Here is an 18,596-nt window from a genome sequence, read left to right as displayed (position 1 = left end):
CGAGTTATGGGATATACGGTAGCGGTGGTCGGGGCGGGGCTCGTCGGGGAGAGGCTGGTCTCCGAACTGCGGCGGCGGGACTTTCCGGCGGATGAGATCCGCGTCCTGGCCCGCACGGCGCGCCGGGTGGAGATACAGGGCGAGGAGTTCGACGTAAGAGTCGCCGAAGCCTCGGCCTTTGAGGGCGTGGACTACGCCCTCTTCGCCGGGACCGAGGGCGAGAAGGGCGCGGCCATGCAGCTAGCCCCCGAGGCCGTCGCCCGCGGCGCGGTCGTTATAGATAACGGGTCGGACTTCCGGCTCGACCCCGAGGTTCCTCTGGTCGTGCCGGAGGTCAACGCCGACGCCCTGCGCGATCACAAGGGAATCATCGCGAGCCCGAACTGCTCCACGACCACGATGGTCGTGCCGCTGGCGCCGCTGGCCCGGGAGTTCGGCTTGGAGAAGGTGATCGTCTCTACATACCAGGCCGTCTCGGGCTCCGGACGCGGCGGCGTGGAGGCGCTGGAGGGTCTGCCCGGCGGCGAAGGGGTGTACCCGAAGGAGATCTCGGGCAACGCCATCCCGCTCATCGGCTCCGTCGGCGATGATGGCTACACCACCGAGGAGCGCAAGATGAAGGACGAGTCGGCCAAGATCCTGGGCCTCCCGGACCTCCCGGTCTACCCGACCACGGTGCGCATCCCCGTCCACACCGGCCACTCCGAGAGCGTCTACGTCGAGACCACCCGCGAGGCCAGCCTCGAAGCCGTGCTCGACGTCTTCTCGAACGCGCCGGGCCTAGTCTTCTCCGGCGACAAGGACGACTACCCGACGCCGCTCGAAACCGTCGGCGAGCCCGGCACCTACGTCGGCCGGGTGCGGGTGGAGGAAGGCTCTCCAGGCGCCATAAGCTACTGGTGCGTCTCGGATAACCTGCTCAAGGGCGCGGCCACCAACGCGGTGCAGATAGCGGAGACGCTCGTCGGGAGCCGGGTATAGGGAGGGTATCCGGCGCGGCGGAGATCGAGGTCCGCCCGGCGACCGGGGAGGACGTGCCCCTGATCCTGGCCCTCGTCCGGGAGCTCGCCGAGTACGAGCATCTCTCGCACGAGGTCGTCGCCACCGAAGAGGATTTCAGGGAGTCTCTGTTCGGTGAACGTCCGGTGGCCGAGGCGCTGCTCGGGTACGCCGGGGGAGAGCCGGCTGGGTTCGCCCTGTTCTTCCACAACTTCTCGACCTTTCTCGGGCGTCCCGGCCTCTACCTGGAGGACCTGTACGTCCGGCCCGGGTTCCGGGGCTCCGGCCTGGGGGTGGCGCTACTAAGCCGGGTGGCGGAGCTTGCGCGGGAGCGCGGGTGCGGCCGGCTGGAGTGGTCGGTGCTGAAGTGGAACGAGCCGGCCATCGGCTTCTACGAGTCTCTGGGCGCGGTCCCGATGGACGGGTGGACGGTTTATCGCATAACCGGAGAAGACCTGCGGAGCCTCGCCGGGCGCGCCTGAGGCCATCGAAGACCTCTCTGTACGGGACGTCCGCCACCGGATACACTCCGGTAGGGAGTATTTACGGCTGTTCACGGCTCGAAGGAGAGATATGTCCGAAGAGAAAAAGTCGTTCTGGGCCCGGATCTTCGGTGGCCGGGGGCATTCCGCCCGTGAGCAGCGGGTGCTCGAGTACGTGGTCCACCGCATAGGCGAGGGCGCGGTGCTGGAGGACATAGCCGGAGAGGAGTACGTCCGCCGCAACATGAGCGGGGACCAGATAGACGACCTCCTCTCGGACCCGAAGATCGTGGAGGCCGCCCGCGAGAAGATGCAGGAGGCTTTCGAGTCGGGAGAGCTGGACCCGGAGAATCGCCAGCAGTAAGCCCGTTACGGGCCCTCCTAACCGCCCCTAATCTGCCCTAACTGCCGGACGAGTCCGGGGCGTCGTCTCCGGGGGATACGTTGTAGCGGTCCAGGAAATCGTCGTCTAGCTGCACGTGCTCGCCGGACATCTCCCGCCGCCTGAGGTCCCAGAGGACGTCCAGGGCGTGCTCGACGTTTTGCAGCCTGTCGCGGGCCCCGGTATCGGTGGGGCGCTCGGCTTCCCGGGACTCGAGCTCCTCCTTCTCCCGCGAGAGCCGCTCTATGTTCGCCATGATCTCACTAGCCAAGTTATCCCTCTCTCCTCGTCAAGATCCTCGAACTACTGATTATTATCTTTATCCGCCCGGCATCGGCGGTGTCCCGGATATTACCCGGTGACGGCCCCCGCTGCTCCGGCTCGCGCCACAGCCCCGGCTCCGAGGCCCGGTTGTATAATAAGGCGGATACGCCCTTTTAATAACCCGAGCGGAGGATAGATGCCGATCTACGAGTACAAGTGCGAGCAGGGTCACGTCTTCGACACGATGCAGAAGATGTCTGACGACCCGTTGACGAGCTGCATAGAGTGCGGGGCCCCGGTCAGAAAGCTGATGCAGCCAGTGGGCATCTCCTTCAAGGGATCGGGCTTCTACTCCACGGACTACAGCAGCGGGAAGGCCGGATCGAACGCGGGATCCGGCGCCTCCGATTCCTCGGACTCTTACGGCGGCTCCGGCAACGGAAGCGGCTCGAACTCCTCGGGTTCCTCGGACTCCGCCGGCTCTTCGAACGGCTCCTCGGATAAATCCTCGAAAAGCTCCAGCTCCTCCGGTAACTCAAGTAGCTCCGGCAATTCCGGCGGCTCGGGGGCCTCTTCCGGCGGCGAGTAGCCTCCACGCCCCGTACGAGGTTACACACAGCTATATAGCAGCCGTTTAGAGAGCCCGCCGCCGACGTGCGGCGGGCTTTCGCATGAAAAGCGCTGTGAAAAATCCTGCAAATCGGCGTCCAAATTCCTCGGGAGCGTGTAGACACCATTCACGGCGCCGCGTATAGTAGCGTTTGTCCAGGGATGGATCGGGAGAACAGGCGACGCCAGAGGGCCGCGAACTCGTGCGGCCCTGTCGTCTTTTTAAAGGCGGATCTCAGGGGAGGGTAGCTTGACCGCAGAATCGGGTAGCGCAGGATTCGCGCACCTGCACTGTCACTCGGAGTACTCGATGCTTGACGGGGCGACCCGCATCCGGGATCTCGTCTCCTTCGCCAAGGAGGAGAACATGCCCGGGGTCGCGCTCACCGACCACGGCGTGATGTACGGGGCGGTCAAGTTCTACAAGGAGGCGACCGAGGCCGGCATAAAGCCCGTGATGGGCTGCGAGGTCTACGTCACCGACGACCGGCACGACCGCAAGAAGGGCAGCTACTACCATCTCACCCTCATAGCCCGCACCCCCCAGGGCTACCGCAACCTGATGAAGCTCTCCACCATGGGCTTCCTCGAAGGCTTCTATTACAAGCCCCGCGTTGACGCACAGGCGCTGCGCGAGCACGGAGAGGGCATCATCTGCCTCTCCGGCTGCCTCTCCGCCGAGGTCCCGGCCAAGATACTCTCCGGCAAGATAGACGAGGCCCGAAATAAGCTGTACGAGTATCAGGAGATCTTCGACGCGGTGTTCCTGGAGATGCAGGATCACGGTATCGAGGAGCAGAAGAAGGTCAACGAGGGGCTCCTCCGGCTGCACAAGGAGACCGAGATACCGCTCGTCGCCACCAACGACTCCCACTACACGGCCCGCAAGGACGCCCGGATGCACGACGTTCTCCTGTGTATCGGCACCGGCAAGTTCCACGCCGACCCCAACCGCATGAAGTTCCCCGCCGAGGAGTTCTACATAAAGCCAATCTCCGAGATGGAGGCGCTATTTGGGGACCATCCCGAGGCACTGGAGAACACGGCGAAGGTCGTAGAGATGGTCGAGGATATCGGCATGGAGCTCGGAAAGACCCGGCTGCCGAGCTTCGAGAAGCCAGCCGGCTACGATGCGGCGACCTACCTGCGCGAGCTGTGCGAGCGTGGGCTGGTGGAGCGTTACGGGCCGCAGCGGGCAAAGGAACCGGAGATCCAGCAGCGGCTCGACTTCGAGCTCTCGACCATCGGCAGCATGGGCTTTGAGGACTACTTCCTCATAGTGTGGGACTTCGTGAAGTACGCCAAGGACCGCCGCATCGCCGTCGGCCCTGGGCGTGGCTCGGCGGCGGGCTCGCTCGTGGCCTACGCGCTGGAGATCACGGACCTCGACCCGATGCAGTACTCGCTGCTCTTCGAGAGGTTCCTGAACCCGGACCGTATCAGCATGCCGGACGTTGACATTGACTTCTCCGTGCAGGGCCGGGCCGAGATCATGAAGTACGTTACCGAGAAGTACGGCGGCCACGAGCACGTGGCCCAGATCATCACCTTCGGGACCCTGGGCGCGCGGGCCGCTATCCGCGACGCCGGGCGCGTATTCGAGCACCCCTACAACGAGACCGACAAGCTCGCGAAGCAGATCCCGGAGAAGCCCGTCGGTACCACCCTGCGCGACGTACTCAACCGCGACGACGAGACGGGTGTGTATACGGCCGGAGACAAGCACCCGGGTGCGGCGCAGGAGATGATCTCGGTCGTGGAGAGCGACGACCGGGCGCGTCAGATTCTGGACATCGCCTTCGAGATAGAGGGCTTCTCCCGTCACGCCTCCACCCACGCCGCGGGCGTAGTGATCTCCGAGGAGCCTCTCACGGACATCGTGCCCCTCCAGAAGGTCGCAAAGGACACCGACGCCGTCATGGTCCAGCATCCCATGTCAGACGTGGAGGCGCTCGGGCTCTTGAAGGTGGACTTCCTCGGCCTGCGCAACCTGGACGTGATCGAGGAGACGCTGGGCAACATCAAGCGTGCCGGCGGCGAGGAGCCGGACATCCGAAACATCCCCCTGGACGATCCGAAGGCTCTCAGCCTCTTCGCCCGGGGCGATACGTTCGGGGTGTTCCAGTTCGAGTCCAGCGGCATGCAGCGTATGCTGCAGGAGGTGCGCCCCGACCGCTTCGACGACCTCGTGGCACTTAACGCCCTGTACCGGCCCGGCCCGATGGACTACATCCCCACGTTCAAGGAGGGCAAGCACGACCCGGACAACGTGGACTACATGGACGACCGCCTCAAGCCGATCCTGGAGCCGACCTACGGCGTGGCCGCCTACCAGGAGCAGCTAATGGAGATCTCCAAGACCGTCGGCGGCTTCACGCCCGGCGAGGCCGACACGCTGCGCAAGGCCATCTCCAAGAAGAATGCGGCGATGCTCGCGAAGCTGCGCGAGAAGTTCATGGAAGGCTGCAAGGAGAACGAGGTCGCCGACAGTGTCGCCGGGGAGCTGTGGAACTGGATGGAGAAGGCCGGCGGCTACTCCTTCAACAAGAGCCACTCCGCCTGCTACTCCTTCCTGGCCTTCCAGACCGCCTACCTCAAGGCCCACTACCCAGAAGAGTACATGGCGGCGCTGATGTCCAGCGTGATGAATACCAAGGACCGCGTGCCCCAGTACGTCGCCGAGGCCCGCGCCATGGGCATCGAGGTGCTCCCGCCCGACGCAAACGAGAGCGGCCCCCGCTTTACGGTGGTCGCCCACGGCGAGAAAAAGACCATCCGCTTCGGGCTATCCGCCGTCAAGAACGTCGGCGATAACTGTATAGATTCGATCATAGCGGTGCGCGAAGATGGACCGTTCGAGGACGTCTTCGACTTCTGCGAGCGGATTGAATCAAAGACGTACAACAAGCGCACACTGGAGGCGCTGATAAAGTGCGGCGCCTTCGACGGGACCCGGGCCTCGCGGGCGGCGATGGTGCGGGTACACGAGACGGCCGTGGAGCGCTCGGCCCAGAGGTCGAAGCCCGCGGACGAGAACTCTCTCTCGATGTTCGACGCGGCGGAGCTGGCCGAGATGGGGCCGCCGAAGCCCGAGATGCCCGACGTGGAAGACGACCGACGCGAGAGCCTGGAGTGGGAGAAGGAGATGCTCGGGCTGTACGTCTCCGACCATCCGCTGCGGCCCGTACTGTCCAAGCTGAGGAAGTACACGGATACCAGCATCGCCGAGCTCGAAGGCTTCCGCGACGGCCACGCGGTCTGGGTCGGTGGGCTCGTCACGAGCCTCCAGGTCAACACTACCCGCAAGGGCGATCAGATGGCAATGCTCCAGCTCGACGATACCCGGGGCCTTGCGGACACGATGGTCTTCCCCAAGGTATACGCCAAGTGCTCCGAGGCCATTCGGGAGGACGCAATAGTCAAGGTGCGGGGCCGCGTGGAGCGCAAGGAAGGCCTGCCGCGCATAGTGGCGCTTGACGTGGAGGAGCTGCGCCTCGAGCCCGGCCCGGATCCCGTGTACCTGGACGCCGGAAGCATCACCGGCAAGCCCCGGGCCACCGTGGACGAGGTATTCTCGATTTTGGAGCGTCACCCTGGCGATAACCCGTTGTTCCTGATCTCCAGCGACGGCGCGTTCGAGGAGAGGCTCTGCACCGTCGAGGACTCCAACGACCTGCACGCCGAGCTCAAGCAGCTACTCGGCGTAGGCTGCATCTCGGCGGTGCGCCGTATCACCGGCCCGCCGCCCGCCGCGGACGAGCCACCGATACCCGAGGAGCCGCCGGTCGAGCAGGGCTTCGAGATGGAGCGGGTGTCTTAGGAGAGGTTTGAGGTACGAGCAGCTACAGGAAGTCTACGCCGGCCCGGAGTACTACTGGGGCACCGAGCCCAATGGGTTCGCCGCGCGAGCGCTCGGGTTCCTCGAAGAGGTCCGGGAGGGTTTGCGGGCCGTGGATCTCGGAGCGGGCGAGGGCCGTGACGCTGTCTTATTCGCCGAACATGGCCTGGAGACGCTGGCTGTAGACATCTCGCCGAACGGCCTCCAGAAAGCGGAGCGTCTTGCCCGCGAAAGGGGGGTGAGGATAGACACCCGACAGGGCGACGTGAACTCTCTGCAACTCGGGGGCAGATTCGACCTCGTCTACTCCATCGGGACGGTGCAGTACATAGAGCCGGAGAAGCGCTCGGAGAGGTTCGGGTATCTCAAGGAACGGACCGTGCCGGGCGGCATCAACGCACTGCTGACCTTCGTGGATCACCCGGACGTGGCACCCGCCCCCGACTGGGGCGATAACGAGTACCTGTACGTCCCCGGCGAGCTTGCCGGCTACTACGAAGGCTGGGAGTGCTTGCACTCGCGCGGCTTCGTATTCGACGATGATTCCGGCGGCCAAGCGCACCAGCACGCCATGGAAGAGTACGTCTTCCAGAAGCCGGAGACCGCCGGATGAACGCCGCGCGGGCGCTCTAGGGTTGGAGACCCGGCGTCTCGTTGAGAGCTATCCGGTCTTGTACCACATGGCGGAAGATGGTAGCTGGCCCTCGATCCAGAAATACGGCCTACTCAGTACGAGTGCTCTGCTGGATCTCTACGAGGTCGAGGAGCGCCGGGAGCTGGAGTCCCGCAGGCGGCCCGAGATCGTCGAGATAACCAACCCGAGGCACGGCTCCGCCCTTATCCGGGACAACAAGCCTATCCAGGACAGGGACCTCGAGAAGTGCCTTTCGGGTATGAGCCTCGCGGAATGGTACGAGAGCCTGAATCGGCGAGTCTTTTTCTGGGTCTCGCGGCAGCGACTGGAGAAACTACTCGGCGCTAAGGCATACCGTGACCGGACGCACCTGGTCCTGGAGGTGGATGCCGCGAGCCTGCTCGCGGTTCATGGTGAGCACGCATCCATCTCCCCGATAAACTCCGGCGCCACCTTCCCACTGGATCCAAAGCCACGCGGCCCGGAGACCTTCAAGCGTATCCAGGATCATCCACAGGACGGAACCGTGGTAGAGCTGGCCGTGGATTACGCGGTGCCGGACGTAGCAGAACACGTTCTCCGCGTTACCCGCAGGCGAGCCGGAGAAACGCCGGAGCCTGTGTACGAGATGGACTAAGGTTGCGTCCGGGTTCCGCCCGGGGTAAGGATTGCAACCGGGAGAGTGACTCGATGTAGCCAGAGGCTCTCGCTATAGTATCTGGGTGTCGTGGGCTTTCCATTAGGCGGGTGAACCGGGCCAGCGTAACGTGTACGGTAACGCTATGCGGCGTCTATTCTCGAACATAAGGGTCTACGAGCACGTGGGCGGCCTTTACGACGCCACCCTGGGCTTCTGGTCCCGCGAGGTGCGCCGGAAGGCTGCCGGTGCCCTGGACCTGGAACCCGGCCAGAGTCTCCTGATAGCCGGTGTCGGCACGGGTATGGAGCTCCCTTACCTTCCCCGGGATGTGCGCGGTGTCGGTGTGGACCTGAGCCGGGGGATGCTAGAGCGCGCCCACCGCCGGCGCGTGGAGCTCGGCATGTCGGGGCTCTCCCTGGGGATAATGGACGCCAGAGCACTCGCTTTCCCCGACGGCTCCGGCGACGAAGCGGCCCACGTCACGGGGCAGGTGGAGGCGGGCGTTCCCTCCGGCGCCGGGTTCGACGCGATCTATCTGCCCCTGATCGTCACCGTCGTACCCGACGGCAGCCGGGTGCTGGCAGAGGCCGCGAGGGTGACGAGACCGGGGGGTAGGGTCGTGATCGCGGACCGCTTCTGGCCCGAGGACAAGCGCCGTCCGGCGCCGGTACGCGCGATGAGCTGGGCGCTGGGACACTTCGCGATGCGCTTTGACCACCGCTTCTCCGAGATCCAGGCCGGAGCGCCGCACCTCGTGATCGAGGACTACCAGAGGGTCTCACCCGGCGGATTCTTCCACCTCATTACCCTCCGAAAGTCCTATGTCGCAAGCACTTACGATGGAAGTACACAAAGCGAGTCGCAGGGCATCTAAGCTACCTAATCAGGTGGGAGTGGCTCTGCAGAATGTCACTGTGGTAGCGTCCTCCAGCTTCCCAGAAACCATTACACAGATAAGGTTATTCGCAGCCAGGGGAAGAGCTTGTCCTCGTCATCGACGACCCGCCAGAGCTACAGGTTACTGTAACGTTTGACGATAGCTCGTGTCTCTTCTAGACTACACTTCTTTATCAGTAGGGGAGGAGAGCGCATGTTCGGAATGCCGGATACGACCACGCGAACACCGAGGTTTGCCCGGAGATCTAACCTGCTACTGGTGCTCGCGGCGATCTCCGTGACGTTCATGCTGTTCTATCCGCACATCGTGAGTGCTCAGGAGGAGGCCGACGAGTTGGATGACTCGGATGCCAATGCCCAGAGTTGTCCGGGTGCGACGACGGTAGAGACCTTCGAGGGCAATACGACGCAGGACACTGCGAGCTTCGATATCGGATCTGAAAACTGGCAAGTGGTAGTTGATACTGAGAGCTCTGAAGATTTTTCTTCTACAAGCGTTGACGTTGTCGAGAGCCAGAGCTTCTCGTCGGTTGCGACGAAGGATTTCGACAACGGTACGGACGGTGTCATAGATGTACAAGGCTCTGGTACTTACAATCTTAGTATCTTTACTGACCTCCAGTCCTACGAAATCACGGTGCAGGAGTGTGGCGGTTCTGGAGGACAAGATTCTATAGATAGCTCGGACACCGATAATAGCAGCGCGGACCAGTACCAAGATGAAGATGACGGAGTGCAGACTCCTCCAACCGGTGGCCCGCCACTCTCCGTTGTGGCCGCTATTCTGCTCTGGTTCGGTGTAGGTGGAATACTGGTGGCTCGCCGCTTCGCCTAGCGTGTTTTACGTCGCTGCTGCGCTCTCGCGCCGGGGCTAGAGATCCCTAGTCGGTGGTAAAATACGGGCATGGCTGAGAATACGCGTAGAGAAGATGAACTAAGGACGAGGCTCTCGCCCGAGCAGTACGAGGTAACCCAGAACGCGGCCACCGAGCCGCCGTTCTCCGGGAAGCTGCTGTACAACAAGGACGACGGGCTGTACCGTTGTGTGGTGTGCGGCGAGCCGCTCTTCAGGTCGGAGACGAAGTACGAGTCCGGGACGGGCTGGCCGAGCTTCTACGAGCCGGTCTCCGAGTATAGCGTGAAGTTCGAGGAAGACCGGAGCATGTTCGTGAAGCGCACCGAGGCGCTGTGCGGCAACTGCGGCGCGCACCTCGGGCACGTTTTCGACGACGGTCCGAACCCGACGGGGCAGCGGTACTGCATGAACTCCGCCTCGCTCGCCTTCGAGCCCGAGGGAGCCCGTGAGGCGCAAGAAGAGCAGCAGAAGCAGCAGGGAGACTAGGGAGAGCCGGAAAGCGGCTAGAGATTGGACTCTCTACTGTGGATGCTCGGCGGGCTCCTCGTCGGATGGGTGATCTTCGGTGTCCTCAAGCTGGGACGCCGCCGGTAGGCCCGTGACCTCATAACCCGGCCGAGACGCCGGGCCCCGTAAGATATTCTGGACGTTATCTGGAGAGCCCGCCCCCGGAACCCACGAGGGCGGGCTCTCTACGCGTTACCGCGCGTTAGAGGCCGTAGAGCGGCGTGTACTTCTCCCGCAGGTAGCCCAGGTAGGGGGCCGTGTCGAGCGGGCCGCCGGTGGCGCGCCGGACTAGCTCCTCCGGCGTGTAGCGGCTGCCGTGACGGTGGACGTTCTCCCGCAGCCAGCCGAGTAGCGTGGAGAACTCGCCGCGCTCTATCTCCTCGGGTATCTCCGGGTGCGCCGCTTTCGCGGCCTCGAAGAGCTGCACGGAGAGCACGTTTCCGATGGCGTACGTCGGAAAGTAACCCATGAGGCCGGCGGACCAGTGGACGTCCTGGAGCGCGCCGCGCGCGACGTTTTCGGGCGTGATGCCGAGATACTCCTCCATCCTCGCGTTCCAGGCGGCGGGTATCTCCTCCACGGAGAGGCTGCCTTCGAGCAGTGCGGTCTCGATCTCGAACCTCAGCAAGATGTGCAGGTTGTACGTGAGCTCGTCGGCCTCGACCCGGATCTCGGACGGCTCCGCGACGTTGATAGCCTGGTAGAAGTCTTCGGGGCCCGTGCCGCCCAGCTCCCCCGGGAACGTCCTCTGCAGCTCCGGGTAGAAGTGCCGCCAGAACGGGCGCGAGCGGCCGACGAGGTTCTCCCACAGCCGCGACTGCGACTCGTGCACGCCCATCGAGACGCCGCCGCCCAGAGGAGAGCGAGTGTAGGCCGGGTCCACGCCCTGCTCGTACATCGCGTGCCCGGCCTCGTGGATGGTGCCGAAAAGCGCCGCCGAGAGCCAGCCCCGGTCGAAGCGGGTCGTGATCCGGACGTCGCCGGGGGAGAAACCTATGCAAAACGGATGCACCGCCCGGTCCTGCCGCCCGCGGGAGAGGTCGTAGCCGAGTCTCGCCGTTACCCGCTCGCCGAAGCTCTCCTGGGCTGTCTCGTCGAAGTCTCCCATTAGAGGAGCCTTGCGGACGTCGTTCTCCCCGGCGGCCCGGCTCTCGGAGACCTCGCGCAGGAGGGGTACCACGCCCTGTTTGAGCTCCTCAAACATCGCTTCGAGCCCGCGCCTGGTGGCGCCGCGCTCGTACAGGTCGGCCAGGGCGTCGTAGGGGTGGTCCTCGTAGCCCAGGTGCTCCGCCGACTCCCGCGACAGCTCCACAATGCCCTCCAGGTGCGGGGCGAAGAGGCTCCAGTCCGACTCCTCCCGCGCCTTTGCCCACGCGGTCTCCGCTAGGGCGGTCCGCCGCGACATCTCTGTTACCAGGCGGGTGGGGAGGCGCACGGACTGCTCGTACTCCCGGCGGGCCAGGCGCACGAGGGCGACGTCATCCGTGTCCGGCTCGTCCGCGGTAGCCGCCTCGGCCGCCTCCAGCAACTCCGCCGTCTCCCCGGAGACCGTCATCTCGTGGGCTATGCGGCTCAGGGTGGAGAGCTGCTCGGCGCGAGACTCCAGGCCGCCGGGTGGCATCTTGGTCTGGCGGTCCCAGGAGAGTAGCCCGGCGGCCGACTCCACGTCGCCTATCCGGGCGAAGCGCGTCCTTAGCGTTTCGAGGGCGTGATCCACGCCCGTTTCGTATCCTGCCTCGCGTCCTGCCTCGCGTCCTGCTTCGTGTTTATTATCCATGAACATGATGCTAGCATCCCCCGGAGGCGTGCCAGATGATGGTAGGTCGTGATAGTTGGGAAAGCTGGGTAGAAGCGTAGGGTTTCGTCTGCTCCCGAGCCGGTTCCTTGACAGTTCCTTGACGGTCCCCCGAAGCCGGGCAGCCGTAAGGACGGAGCTACGGTCGTGGAGTTTGCACATAGGGTTGCAGATAGGGAGGATGCATGAACCGGATTCTGAAGTGGGGGCTCGCCATAGGAGGTGGCGCCCTTACCGTCGAGAGTCTGCGGTGGGCTTTTAGCGTCACCAACGGGCCGAGCCAGAGGTATGAGGCCTGGGAGAAGGCCCCGTACCGGGAGTTCCCCAACAAGGTCCTAATAGTGGGCGGCGGGTTCGGCGGCTTTACGGCGGCAAAGAAAGCCAGTGACCTGACGAAGGGCCGGGACGACGTCGGGGTCATGGTCATATCCCGGGAGAACTTCTTTACCTTCTGGCCGATGCTCGCCGGAGCCATCGCAGGAGGCACGGAGACCAAGAACGTGGCGCAGCCCATCAGACGGGGTCTTATCAGCTCGGGGGTCAGCTTCCGGCGGGCGGAGATGGAGAGCATAGACCACGAGAACAAGCTCGTGAACGTCAGCGGCACGGTCACGGGCCGCGAGCAGCAGATACCCTACGATCACCTGATCCTCGCCATGGGCGGCGAGCCGGCCTACTTCGGCATCCCCGGCGTCGAGGAGCATTGCATCAGCATGACGGGTATAGGCACCGCCGAGGAGATCCGCAACCGGGTGATCGAGCGCTACGAGCAGACCATCCTGATGCGGGGAGAGGTGCCCCAGTCTGCCCTTACCTTCGTCGTTATAGGGGGCGGGGCGACCGGGACGGAGACGGCCGCGGAGCTGCATTCCCTGGTCCACGACGTGCTCCCGCCCGACTACCCGAACATCGACCCGGACCGGGTCAAGATCATACTGGTAGACAGCAACGAGCAGATCCTCAAGGAGCTGGACCCGGCACTGCGGCGGGCGGCCCGCAAGCGGCTCGACGGCATGCAGATACAGGTGATCAACAACGTCCGGGCCGAGGAGGTTACCGGGGGCAAGGTCTCTCTCGACGACGGCCAGGAGATAGCGGCCGAGAACGTCATCTGGACCGCCGGTGCGCGGGCCAGCCTGAAGCTCGAGGACCTCGGAGAGCTGCCGTCCGACGCCCGCAAGGGCCTTGCGGTGGACGCCTACTGCCGGGTCGAGGGCTACGAAAACATCTGGGGCATCGGCGACTGCGCGGCCAACATCAACGGCGAGGGCGAGCCCATACCGCCGAACGCCCAGGCCGCCACCCAGGGTGGTGAGCTGGTGGCGAAAAACGTCGTGGCCGCCATAGACGGTGAGGAGCTCGAGACCTTCGAGTACCAGGCCCTGGGGCAGCTAGTCGAGCTCGGCAGCCAGTTCGCCGTGAACGACGTACTGGGGATAAAGTTCAGCGGGTTCGCCGCCTCCCTGTTCTGGCGGGCGACATACCTGTACAAGCTGCCCATCGGCCAGAACCGCATCCGGATAGCCGCCGACTGGATGCTGGACGTCTTCTTCAAGCCTGCCGCTACCCAGATCCGAGACCGCGAGCTTTGAGCCTCGTCCCGGCGGGCGACGAGAGGAATAGGAAACACAACCTCCGGCTCCTCATCGCCTGCCCGGACCGGCGGGGCCTTATCTCGGCGGTCTCCTCGTTCATCTCCATGCATGACGGCAACATCCTCTCGGCCGACCAGCACGTCAGCCCGGCGGAGGACGGGGTGGAGGGGGACGCAGAGAGCCGCTTCTTCATGCGCATCGAGATAGAGGGCGCCGGGTTCGGCGTGGGCCGTGAGGAGTTTCCGGGCTCTTTCGCGCCGCTGGCCCGCCGCCACGGTATGGACTGGCGAGTCTCCTACACCGACGCTCCCAAACGCATGGCGATACTCGTCTCCCGCCACGGCCACTGCCTGCTGGAGCTCCTGTGGCGCTGGGAAGCCGGCGACCTCGCCGCCGAGATACCGCTCGTCGTCTCGAACCACCCCGATCTCAGAGAGCGGGTCGAGGCGCACGGCATCCCGTTCTACTACCTGCCGGTTACGAAGGAGACCAGGGAGGAGCAGGAGCTAGAGATGCTGCGGCTCCTGGAAGAGCACGCCGTGGACCTCGTCGTGCTGGCCCGCTACATGCAGGTGCTGGGGGCCGACGTGGTGGAGGCGTACCGGAACCGCCTGATCAACATCCACCACTCGTTCCTGCCCGCTTTCGTCGGCGCGGACCCGTACCGGCGGGCGCACGAGCGGGGCGTCAAGATCATCGGCGCGACCGCCCATTACGTCACCGAGGACCTGGACGCTGGTCCCATAGTCCACCAGGACGTGGCCCACGTCACCCACCGCGACGCCGTCGAGGACCTGGTGCGGCTCGGCAGTGAGGTAGAACGCCGTACCCTGGCCCGCGCCGTCCGCTGGCATCTCGAGGACCGGGTCATAGTCGCCGGGAACCGCACCGTCGTCTTCGAGTAGGCCTCTCTAACCTCTCTACTATCTGTTTATACGCCCCGCGAGCAGGAGCCCGAAAGCGGTGCCAAAGAAGAAGGTGTGGGCGAAGAACTGCACCACCTGATTCGCCATCGTGAACCAGGGGAATGCTATGGGGGCGATCACGAAGAAGTTCACGATCCACAGCAGCAGGCCCCCGGCGGTCGCCGCGCCTATAAGTGCCCCCCGGCTTCCGGCAAGTGCGCCGACACGCGAGGAGAGGCCGCCCAGTATAGCGCCGAAGATCACGCCAAACACCGTGGCGAGCACGAAGTGGACTATAAGGCCGACTATTATCGCCGCCGGCAAGCCTATGGTCGGCGCGGGAGGCAAAGCTCCCTGTCCCAGCACGATGGCGCTGATGAGCCGCAACGGGCCGAACGGGCTCGGCCCCGAGAGACCGGCCATGATCATCTCGAACACGATAAACACTATCCCGGCGATGGCTCCCGCCGCCGCCCCGGTGGCGGCCCACCTGCCCACGCCCTGGCCGGATGCCGAACTCGTCGAGCTCATAGACTCCTCCTGCTTCGGGTGCTTTGCCACGTTCTGTAATCGCGTATACGGAAACGGATCTTATACGGATCATCGTCTGCTAAATTTCAGGTCCCGCCTCTGGAATTATCCGCTGCCGTTGCTCACCGTTACGATCTGTTGTTACTAGCTATTGTTACGGGCTGTTGCACGGGTCGGGGCTAGCCGGCTCTGGCTCCTGATTTCCGGGCAGGCTAGCAGCCTCCGGAGGGTCCACTCGGGGGCCGGTATATAAGTTAAGATAGCGGTTCGTATGAACTACGCCGTCTCCCAAAACTCCGCCGACTCCAGAGAACGCGCCACGCGCAAGTTCTCGACCACGCCGGGCACGCGGGACATCCTGCCGCCGGAGTCCCGGAGGCTGCGGTCGTTGCAGGCGGGCATCCGGGAGCGGTTCGGGAGGTTTGGTTTCCAGGAGGTCCTGACGCCGGCGCTGGAGTACTCGGAGGTCATAGAGGAGCCGGGCCTGCGGGACGCCTCGTTCAAGCTTTTCGACCCCGACAATCAGATGCTCATCCTGCGCCCGGAGGCGACCACGCCCATAGCCCGGCTCGTGGCACAGCGGCTCTCCAACAGCCCCACGCCCCACAAGCTCTCGTACATGCTTCCGGCATTCCGGCGGGCGAGCGTGGGCCGGGGCCAGAGCGCCGAGGTTTACCAGGCCGGGGTGGAGGTCGTGGGCTCCGCCGAGGCCGCAGAGGACGCGGGCGTGATCGCGCTGCTGGTGGACGTGCTGGAGAAGGCCGGGCTGGAATACCGGGCATACCGGGAGTCGCCGGAGTCGCCGGGCTCGATGGTCTCGATGCCGGACTTCGGCGTCGCGCTCGGCCAGAGCGCCTTCTTCGAGGGGTATCTGCACCGCGCCGCGCCGGATCGCGCGGCGGACATCCTGGAGGCCCTGTCGGCGAAGGACCTCGTCCGGGTAGATGAGCTCTCCGGCGAACTGCCCGGCGAGGTTGGCCGGGCGGTGCGGGAGATCCCGCGTCTGGTAGGACCCGCTTCGGACGGCGGGATACTGGCCGCCGCGGAAAGCTACGCGGCGGACGCCCCCGGGGCCCGTGAGGCCCTGGAGAACCTGCGCAGCATACTCTCTCACCTCGAAGCCCACGGCTGTCTGGAGGCCGTGACGCTGGATCTCGGCCTCGTCGGGCGGCGCGACTACTACACCGGAGCCGTCTTCGAGGTGTACGCGGGGGGGATGGCCTTCACCATCGCAAACGGCGGCCGCTACGATAACCTGCTCAAGCGTTTCGGAGAGTCCTTGCCCGCCACGGGGTTTGCGATCTCCCTGGAGCGGCTGCTCTCCGTGGTGCCCGACGAGGAGCCTCCGCCTCTGGTGTTGCTGGTCGGGGGCGGGCCCGACGGTACCCGGAGCGCGGCGAAGCTGCGAGGGCTCGGCGTGCCGGTGCTGCACCTCGCGGAGGGCGGGGAGCCCGACGCGGTCGCCCGGTACGCCCGGAGCAAGGAGGCCGGTTGGATCTGCCACCCGGAGGCCGGCGGCGTCAGGATCTCCCGCACCGGCGAGCCGGGGTCCGAGCTCGTCGGCGTCGAAGAGGTGCCGGAGATGGTGTTACCCGGAAAGGTGCCGGGTTGAGCCGCCAGGGCGGCAGGCTCCGGGTGGCGGTGCCGAAGGGCGCCATCTTCGAGGACGCGCTCGGGGCGCTCGGCGCCGCCGGGCTGCCGGTCGAGGTGCTGCGCGACGGCGGGCGGCGTCTGATCTACCGTTCCGGTTCCACCGAGTTCATAGTGAGCCGCCCGTCCGACGTGCCGGTCTTCGTTGAGTACGGCGCCGCGGACCTCGGGATAGTCGGCAAGGACGTGCTCGAGGAGCAGTCGCCGAACGTCATGGAGCTCAAGGATCTCGGAACCGGGGCGTGCCGCATGATACTTGCCGCCCCCTCCGGCAGCGCCGCCGCCGTCCGGGACTCCATAGACCACGCCGAGGTCGTGCGCGTCGGGACCAAGTTCCCCAACACCGCCCGCCGCTACTTCGAGGGCCTGGGACGCCAGGCCGAGGTGATAGAGCTCCACGGCTCCATCGAGCTCGCCCCGCTCGTCGGGCTCTCGGAGTGCATAGTGGACCTCACCGCGACCGGCACCACCCTAAAGGAGAACGACCTCCAGATAATGGACCACATCTCATACTCCACCGCCCGCGTCATAGCAAACCGGGGCTCCTACCGCCTGCGAAACCAGGAGGTCGCCGCAATCGTCGAGGCCATGCAGGCCACGAAAACCTCCGGGAGCGACGTTGTCTAAAGCCCCCGAAGTCTCTGGAGGTCCCAGGCGTCTCGACGCCCGCGGCATCCCACCCAGGGAGGCGCTCCGTAGCCTCCGCCGCCCGGACGGATACCTCTCGGACAAGGTCCGCGAGGCGTCGCGTAGCATAGTCGCAGATGTAAGAGACAGGGGCGACGCGGCGCTACAGGAGTACACGGAGCGTTTCGACGGCGTACGGCCGGACCCGATCCGGGTACCGGACGAGGAGATCGCCCGCGCCCGGAAAGAGCTGCCCGGGGAGCTTGAGGAGAGCCTGCGGGTGGCCATAGAAAACGTCCGGGCCTTTCACGAGCGGGAGCTCTCGACGAGCGGCTGGGCGATGAGCCTGGATGGCGCCGTCGTCGGGCAGAAGGTGCGGCCTGTCGGGCGGGCTGGGATCTACGTCCCCGGCGGCCACGGCTCCTACCCGAGCACGCTCGTCATGTCCGCCGTACCGGCCCGGGTCGCCGGGGTGGGGGAGATCTCGGTCTGCGTCCCGCCGGGGCCGGACGGCAAGGTAGACGACACCGTGCTGGCGGTCGCCGACATGCTGGGTATCGGGGAGGTGTACGCGGTCGGTGGAGCCCAGGCTGTTGGCGCGATGGCTTACGGCACCGATACGGTGCCGGCCGTTGACAAGATCGTGGGCCCCGGCAACGATTACGTGATCGCGGCCAAGCTAGAGGTCTTCGGCGTGTGTGGCGTGGACGCGCCCAAGGGGCCGAGCGAGCTCGTCGTAATCGCTGACGAGAACGCCGATCCCGAAGAGACGTCGCTCGACCTCATGGCCCAGGCGGAGCATCTCTCTGGGGCCTCTACCGTGCTCGTGACGCCGAGCGCGGAGCTTATAGACGCCGTGGAGCCCAGGCTATCCGGTGAGCCCTCAGACTGGATCACGCTCGTGCTGGTAGCGGACCTGGATGCCGCCGTCGGGCTCACGGACCTCTACGCCCCCGAGCACGCCCACGTCTTGACCGCCGACGCGGACGGAGTAGCCGGGAGGATCACGAAGGCCGGGATGGTGGCGGTTGGCCGGTGGAGCCCGGTCGCGCTCGGCGACTACGCCGCCGGACCTTCGCACGCGCTACCGACCGGTGGGGCCGCCGCTTACTCCTCGGCCATCTCGACCCACGAGTTCCTCGTGCGCACCAACTACATCCGCCATGACAGGGGCTCCGTCTCCCGGCTCGGCCCGCACGTGGAGCGTCTGGCCCGGCTCGAAGGGTTCACCAACCACGCCGAGAGCGTCGCGGTGCGCGTGCGGGAGTCAGAGACACGAGAAGAGGAGGCAGATGACACGTAGCGGCGCGGCGGAGCGCAGAACCGGCGAGACCTTCGTGAGGGCGCGGGTGGACCTCGACGGCGGGGGCCGGGCGGAGGTCGCG

18 protein-coding genes are annotated in these 18,596 nt (G+C 65.3%); 15 read left to right on the top strand and 3 right to left on the bottom strand.

Annotation, left to right across the window (positions count from 1 at the left end):
• The first annotated feature begins 6 nt into the window (after positions 1-6).
• The 3 genes from ABD53_RS14360 to ABD53_RS14350 all read left to right on the top strand — a co-directional run bounded on the left by ABD53_RS14360 (position 7) and on the right by ABD53_RS14350 (position 1,845).
• Positions 7-981 (top strand): aspartate-semialdehyde dehydrogenase, encoded by a 975-nt coding sequence (locus ABD53_RS14360; RefSeq protein ID WP_047866517.1) that lies wholly within the window; start codon positions 7-9, stop codon positions 979-981.
• Between the two features lie 53 nt (positions 982-1,034).
• Complete coding sequence (locus ABD53_RS14355) at positions 1,035-1,481, top strand: GNAT family N-acetyltransferase (protein WP_235401668.1); 447 nt, start codon at positions 1,035-1,037, stop codon at positions 1,479-1,481.
• Between the two features lie 91 nt (positions 1,482-1,572).
• Entirely contained in the window at positions 1,573-1,845 is a 273-nt protein-coding gene (locus ABD53_RS14350) for a hypothetical protein (RefSeq protein ID WP_047866515.1), read from the top strand.
• Positions 1,846-1,882: 37 nt separating this feature from the next.
• Here the strand turns inward: ABD53_RS14350 and ABD53_RS14345 are convergent, their stop codons facing one another.
• Positions 1,883-2,134, bottom strand: coding sequence for a DUF2630 family protein (locus tag ABD53_RS14345; RefSeq protein WP_152670796.1), 252 nt, complete (start codon positions 2,132-2,134; stop codon positions 1,883-1,885).
• 189 nt (positions 2,135-2,323) lie between these two features.
• Here ABD53_RS14345 and ABD53_RS14340 point away from each other — a divergent pair, with 189 nt between their 5' ends.
• The 7 genes from ABD53_RS14340 (at position 2,324) to msrB (ending at position 10,087) form a co-directional block, all read left to right on the top strand.
• A complete protein-coding gene (locus ABD53_RS14340; RefSeq protein WP_047866513.1) occupies positions 2,324-2,716 on the top strand; it encodes an FmdB family zinc ribbon protein in 393 nt (130 codons plus the stop codon).
• 270 nt (positions 2,717-2,986) lie between these two features.
• Positions 2,987-6,556 (top strand): DNA polymerase III subunit alpha, encoded by a 3,570-nt coding sequence (locus ABD53_RS14335; protein ID WP_152670795.1) that lies wholly within the window; start codon positions 2,987-2,989, stop codon positions 6,554-6,556.
• Positions 6,557-6,563: 7 nt separating this feature from the next.
• The gene (locus ABD53_RS14330; RefSeq protein ID WP_047866512.1) at positions 6,564-7,187 is read left to right on the top strand and encodes an SAM-dependent methyltransferase; all 624 of its coding nucleotides are present in this window, start codon (positions 6,564-6,566) and stop codon (positions 7,185-7,187) included.
• A gap of 22 nt (positions 7,188-7,209) precedes the next feature.
• Complete coding sequence (locus ABD53_RS14325) at positions 7,210-7,845, top strand: DUF7002 family protein (protein ID WP_053058121.1); 636 nt, start codon at positions 7,210-7,212, stop codon at positions 7,843-7,845.
• A 145-nt stretch (positions 7,846-7,990) separates the two neighbouring features.
• Positions 7,991-8,722, top strand: a complete 732-nt coding sequence (locus ABD53_RS14320) for a class I SAM-dependent methyltransferase (RefSeq protein WP_152670794.1) — start codon at positions 7,991-7,993, stop codon at positions 8,720-8,722.
• Between the two features lie 216 nt (positions 8,723-8,938).
• Complete coding sequence (locus ABD53_RS14315; protein WP_047866510.1) at positions 8,939-9,580, top strand: hypothetical protein; 642 nt, start codon at positions 8,939-8,941, stop codon at positions 9,578-9,580.
• A gap of 69 nt (positions 9,581-9,649) precedes the next feature.
• Positions 9,650-10,087 (top strand): peptide-methionine (R)-S-oxide reductase MsrB, encoded by a 438-nt coding sequence (gene msrB, locus ABD53_RS14310; protein ID WP_047866509.1) that lies wholly within the window; start codon positions 9,650-9,652, stop codon positions 10,085-10,087.
• A gap of 223 nt (positions 10,088-10,310) precedes the next feature.
• Here msrB and ABD53_RS14305 read toward each other — a convergent pair whose 3' ends face one another.
• Positions 10,311-11,891 (bottom strand): carboxypeptidase M32, encoded by a 1,581-nt coding sequence (locus ABD53_RS14305; RefSeq protein ID WP_235401666.1) that lies wholly within the window; start codon positions 11,889-11,891, stop codon positions 10,311-10,313.
• Between the two features lie 197 nt (positions 11,892-12,088).
• Between ABD53_RS14305 and ABD53_RS14300 the strand changes: the two genes are divergently transcribed.
• Positions 12,089-13,495, top strand: a complete 1,407-nt coding sequence (locus ABD53_RS14300) for an NAD(P)/FAD-dependent oxidoreductase (protein WP_047866507.1) — start codon at positions 12,089-12,091, stop codon at positions 13,493-13,495.
• Positions 13,492-14,403 (top strand): formyltetrahydrofolate deformylase, encoded by a 912-nt coding sequence (gene purU, locus ABD53_RS14295; RefSeq protein ID WP_047866506.1) that lies wholly within the window; start codon positions 13,492-13,494, stop codon positions 14,401-14,403. Before ABD53_RS14300 ends, purU begins: the two co-directional genes overlap by 4 nt.
• An 18-nt stretch (positions 14,404-14,421) precedes the next feature.
• Here the strand turns inward: purU and ABD53_RS14290 are convergent, their stop codons facing one another.
• Entirely contained in the window at positions 14,422-14,934 is a 513-nt protein-coding gene (locus ABD53_RS14290; RefSeq protein WP_047866505.1) for a hypothetical protein, read from the bottom strand.
• A 271-nt stretch (positions 14,935-15,205) separates the two neighbouring features.
• Here ABD53_RS14290 and ABD53_RS14285 point away from each other — a divergent pair, with 271 nt between their 5' ends.
• Genes ABD53_RS14285 through hisD form a run of 3 tightly spaced genes read left to right on the top strand, consistent with a single transcriptional unit; the run spans position 15,206 to position 18,514 of the window.
• On the top strand, positions 15,206-16,546 hold the full coding sequence (locus tag ABD53_RS14285; RefSeq protein WP_047866504.1) for an ATP phosphoribosyltransferase regulatory subunit: 1,341 nt from the start codon (positions 15,206-15,208) through the stop codon (positions 16,544-16,546).
• On the top strand, positions 16,543-17,211 hold the full coding sequence (hisG, locus tag ABD53_RS14280; RefSeq protein WP_047866503.1) for an ATP phosphoribosyltransferase: 669 nt from the start codon (positions 16,543-16,545) through the stop codon (positions 17,209-17,211). Before ABD53_RS14285 ends, hisG begins: the two co-directional genes overlap by 4 nt.
• On the top strand, positions 17,204-18,514 hold the full coding sequence (gene hisD / locus ABD53_RS14275; protein ID WP_053058120.1) for a histidinol dehydrogenase: 1,311 nt from the start codon (positions 17,204-17,206) through the stop codon (positions 18,512-18,514). Before hisG ends, hisD begins: the two co-directional genes overlap by 8 nt.
• Positions 18,515-18,596 lie beyond the last annotated feature (82 nt).

Origin of the sequence: Rubrobacter aplysinae (genome assembly GCF_001029505.1) — a bacterium.
Taxonomy (GTDB): Bacteria; Actinomycetota; Rubrobacteria; order Rubrobacterales; family Rubrobacteraceae; genus Rubrobacter_A; species Rubrobacter_A aplysinae.
This window is presented reverse-complemented; position numbering and strand designations above follow the sequence as displayed.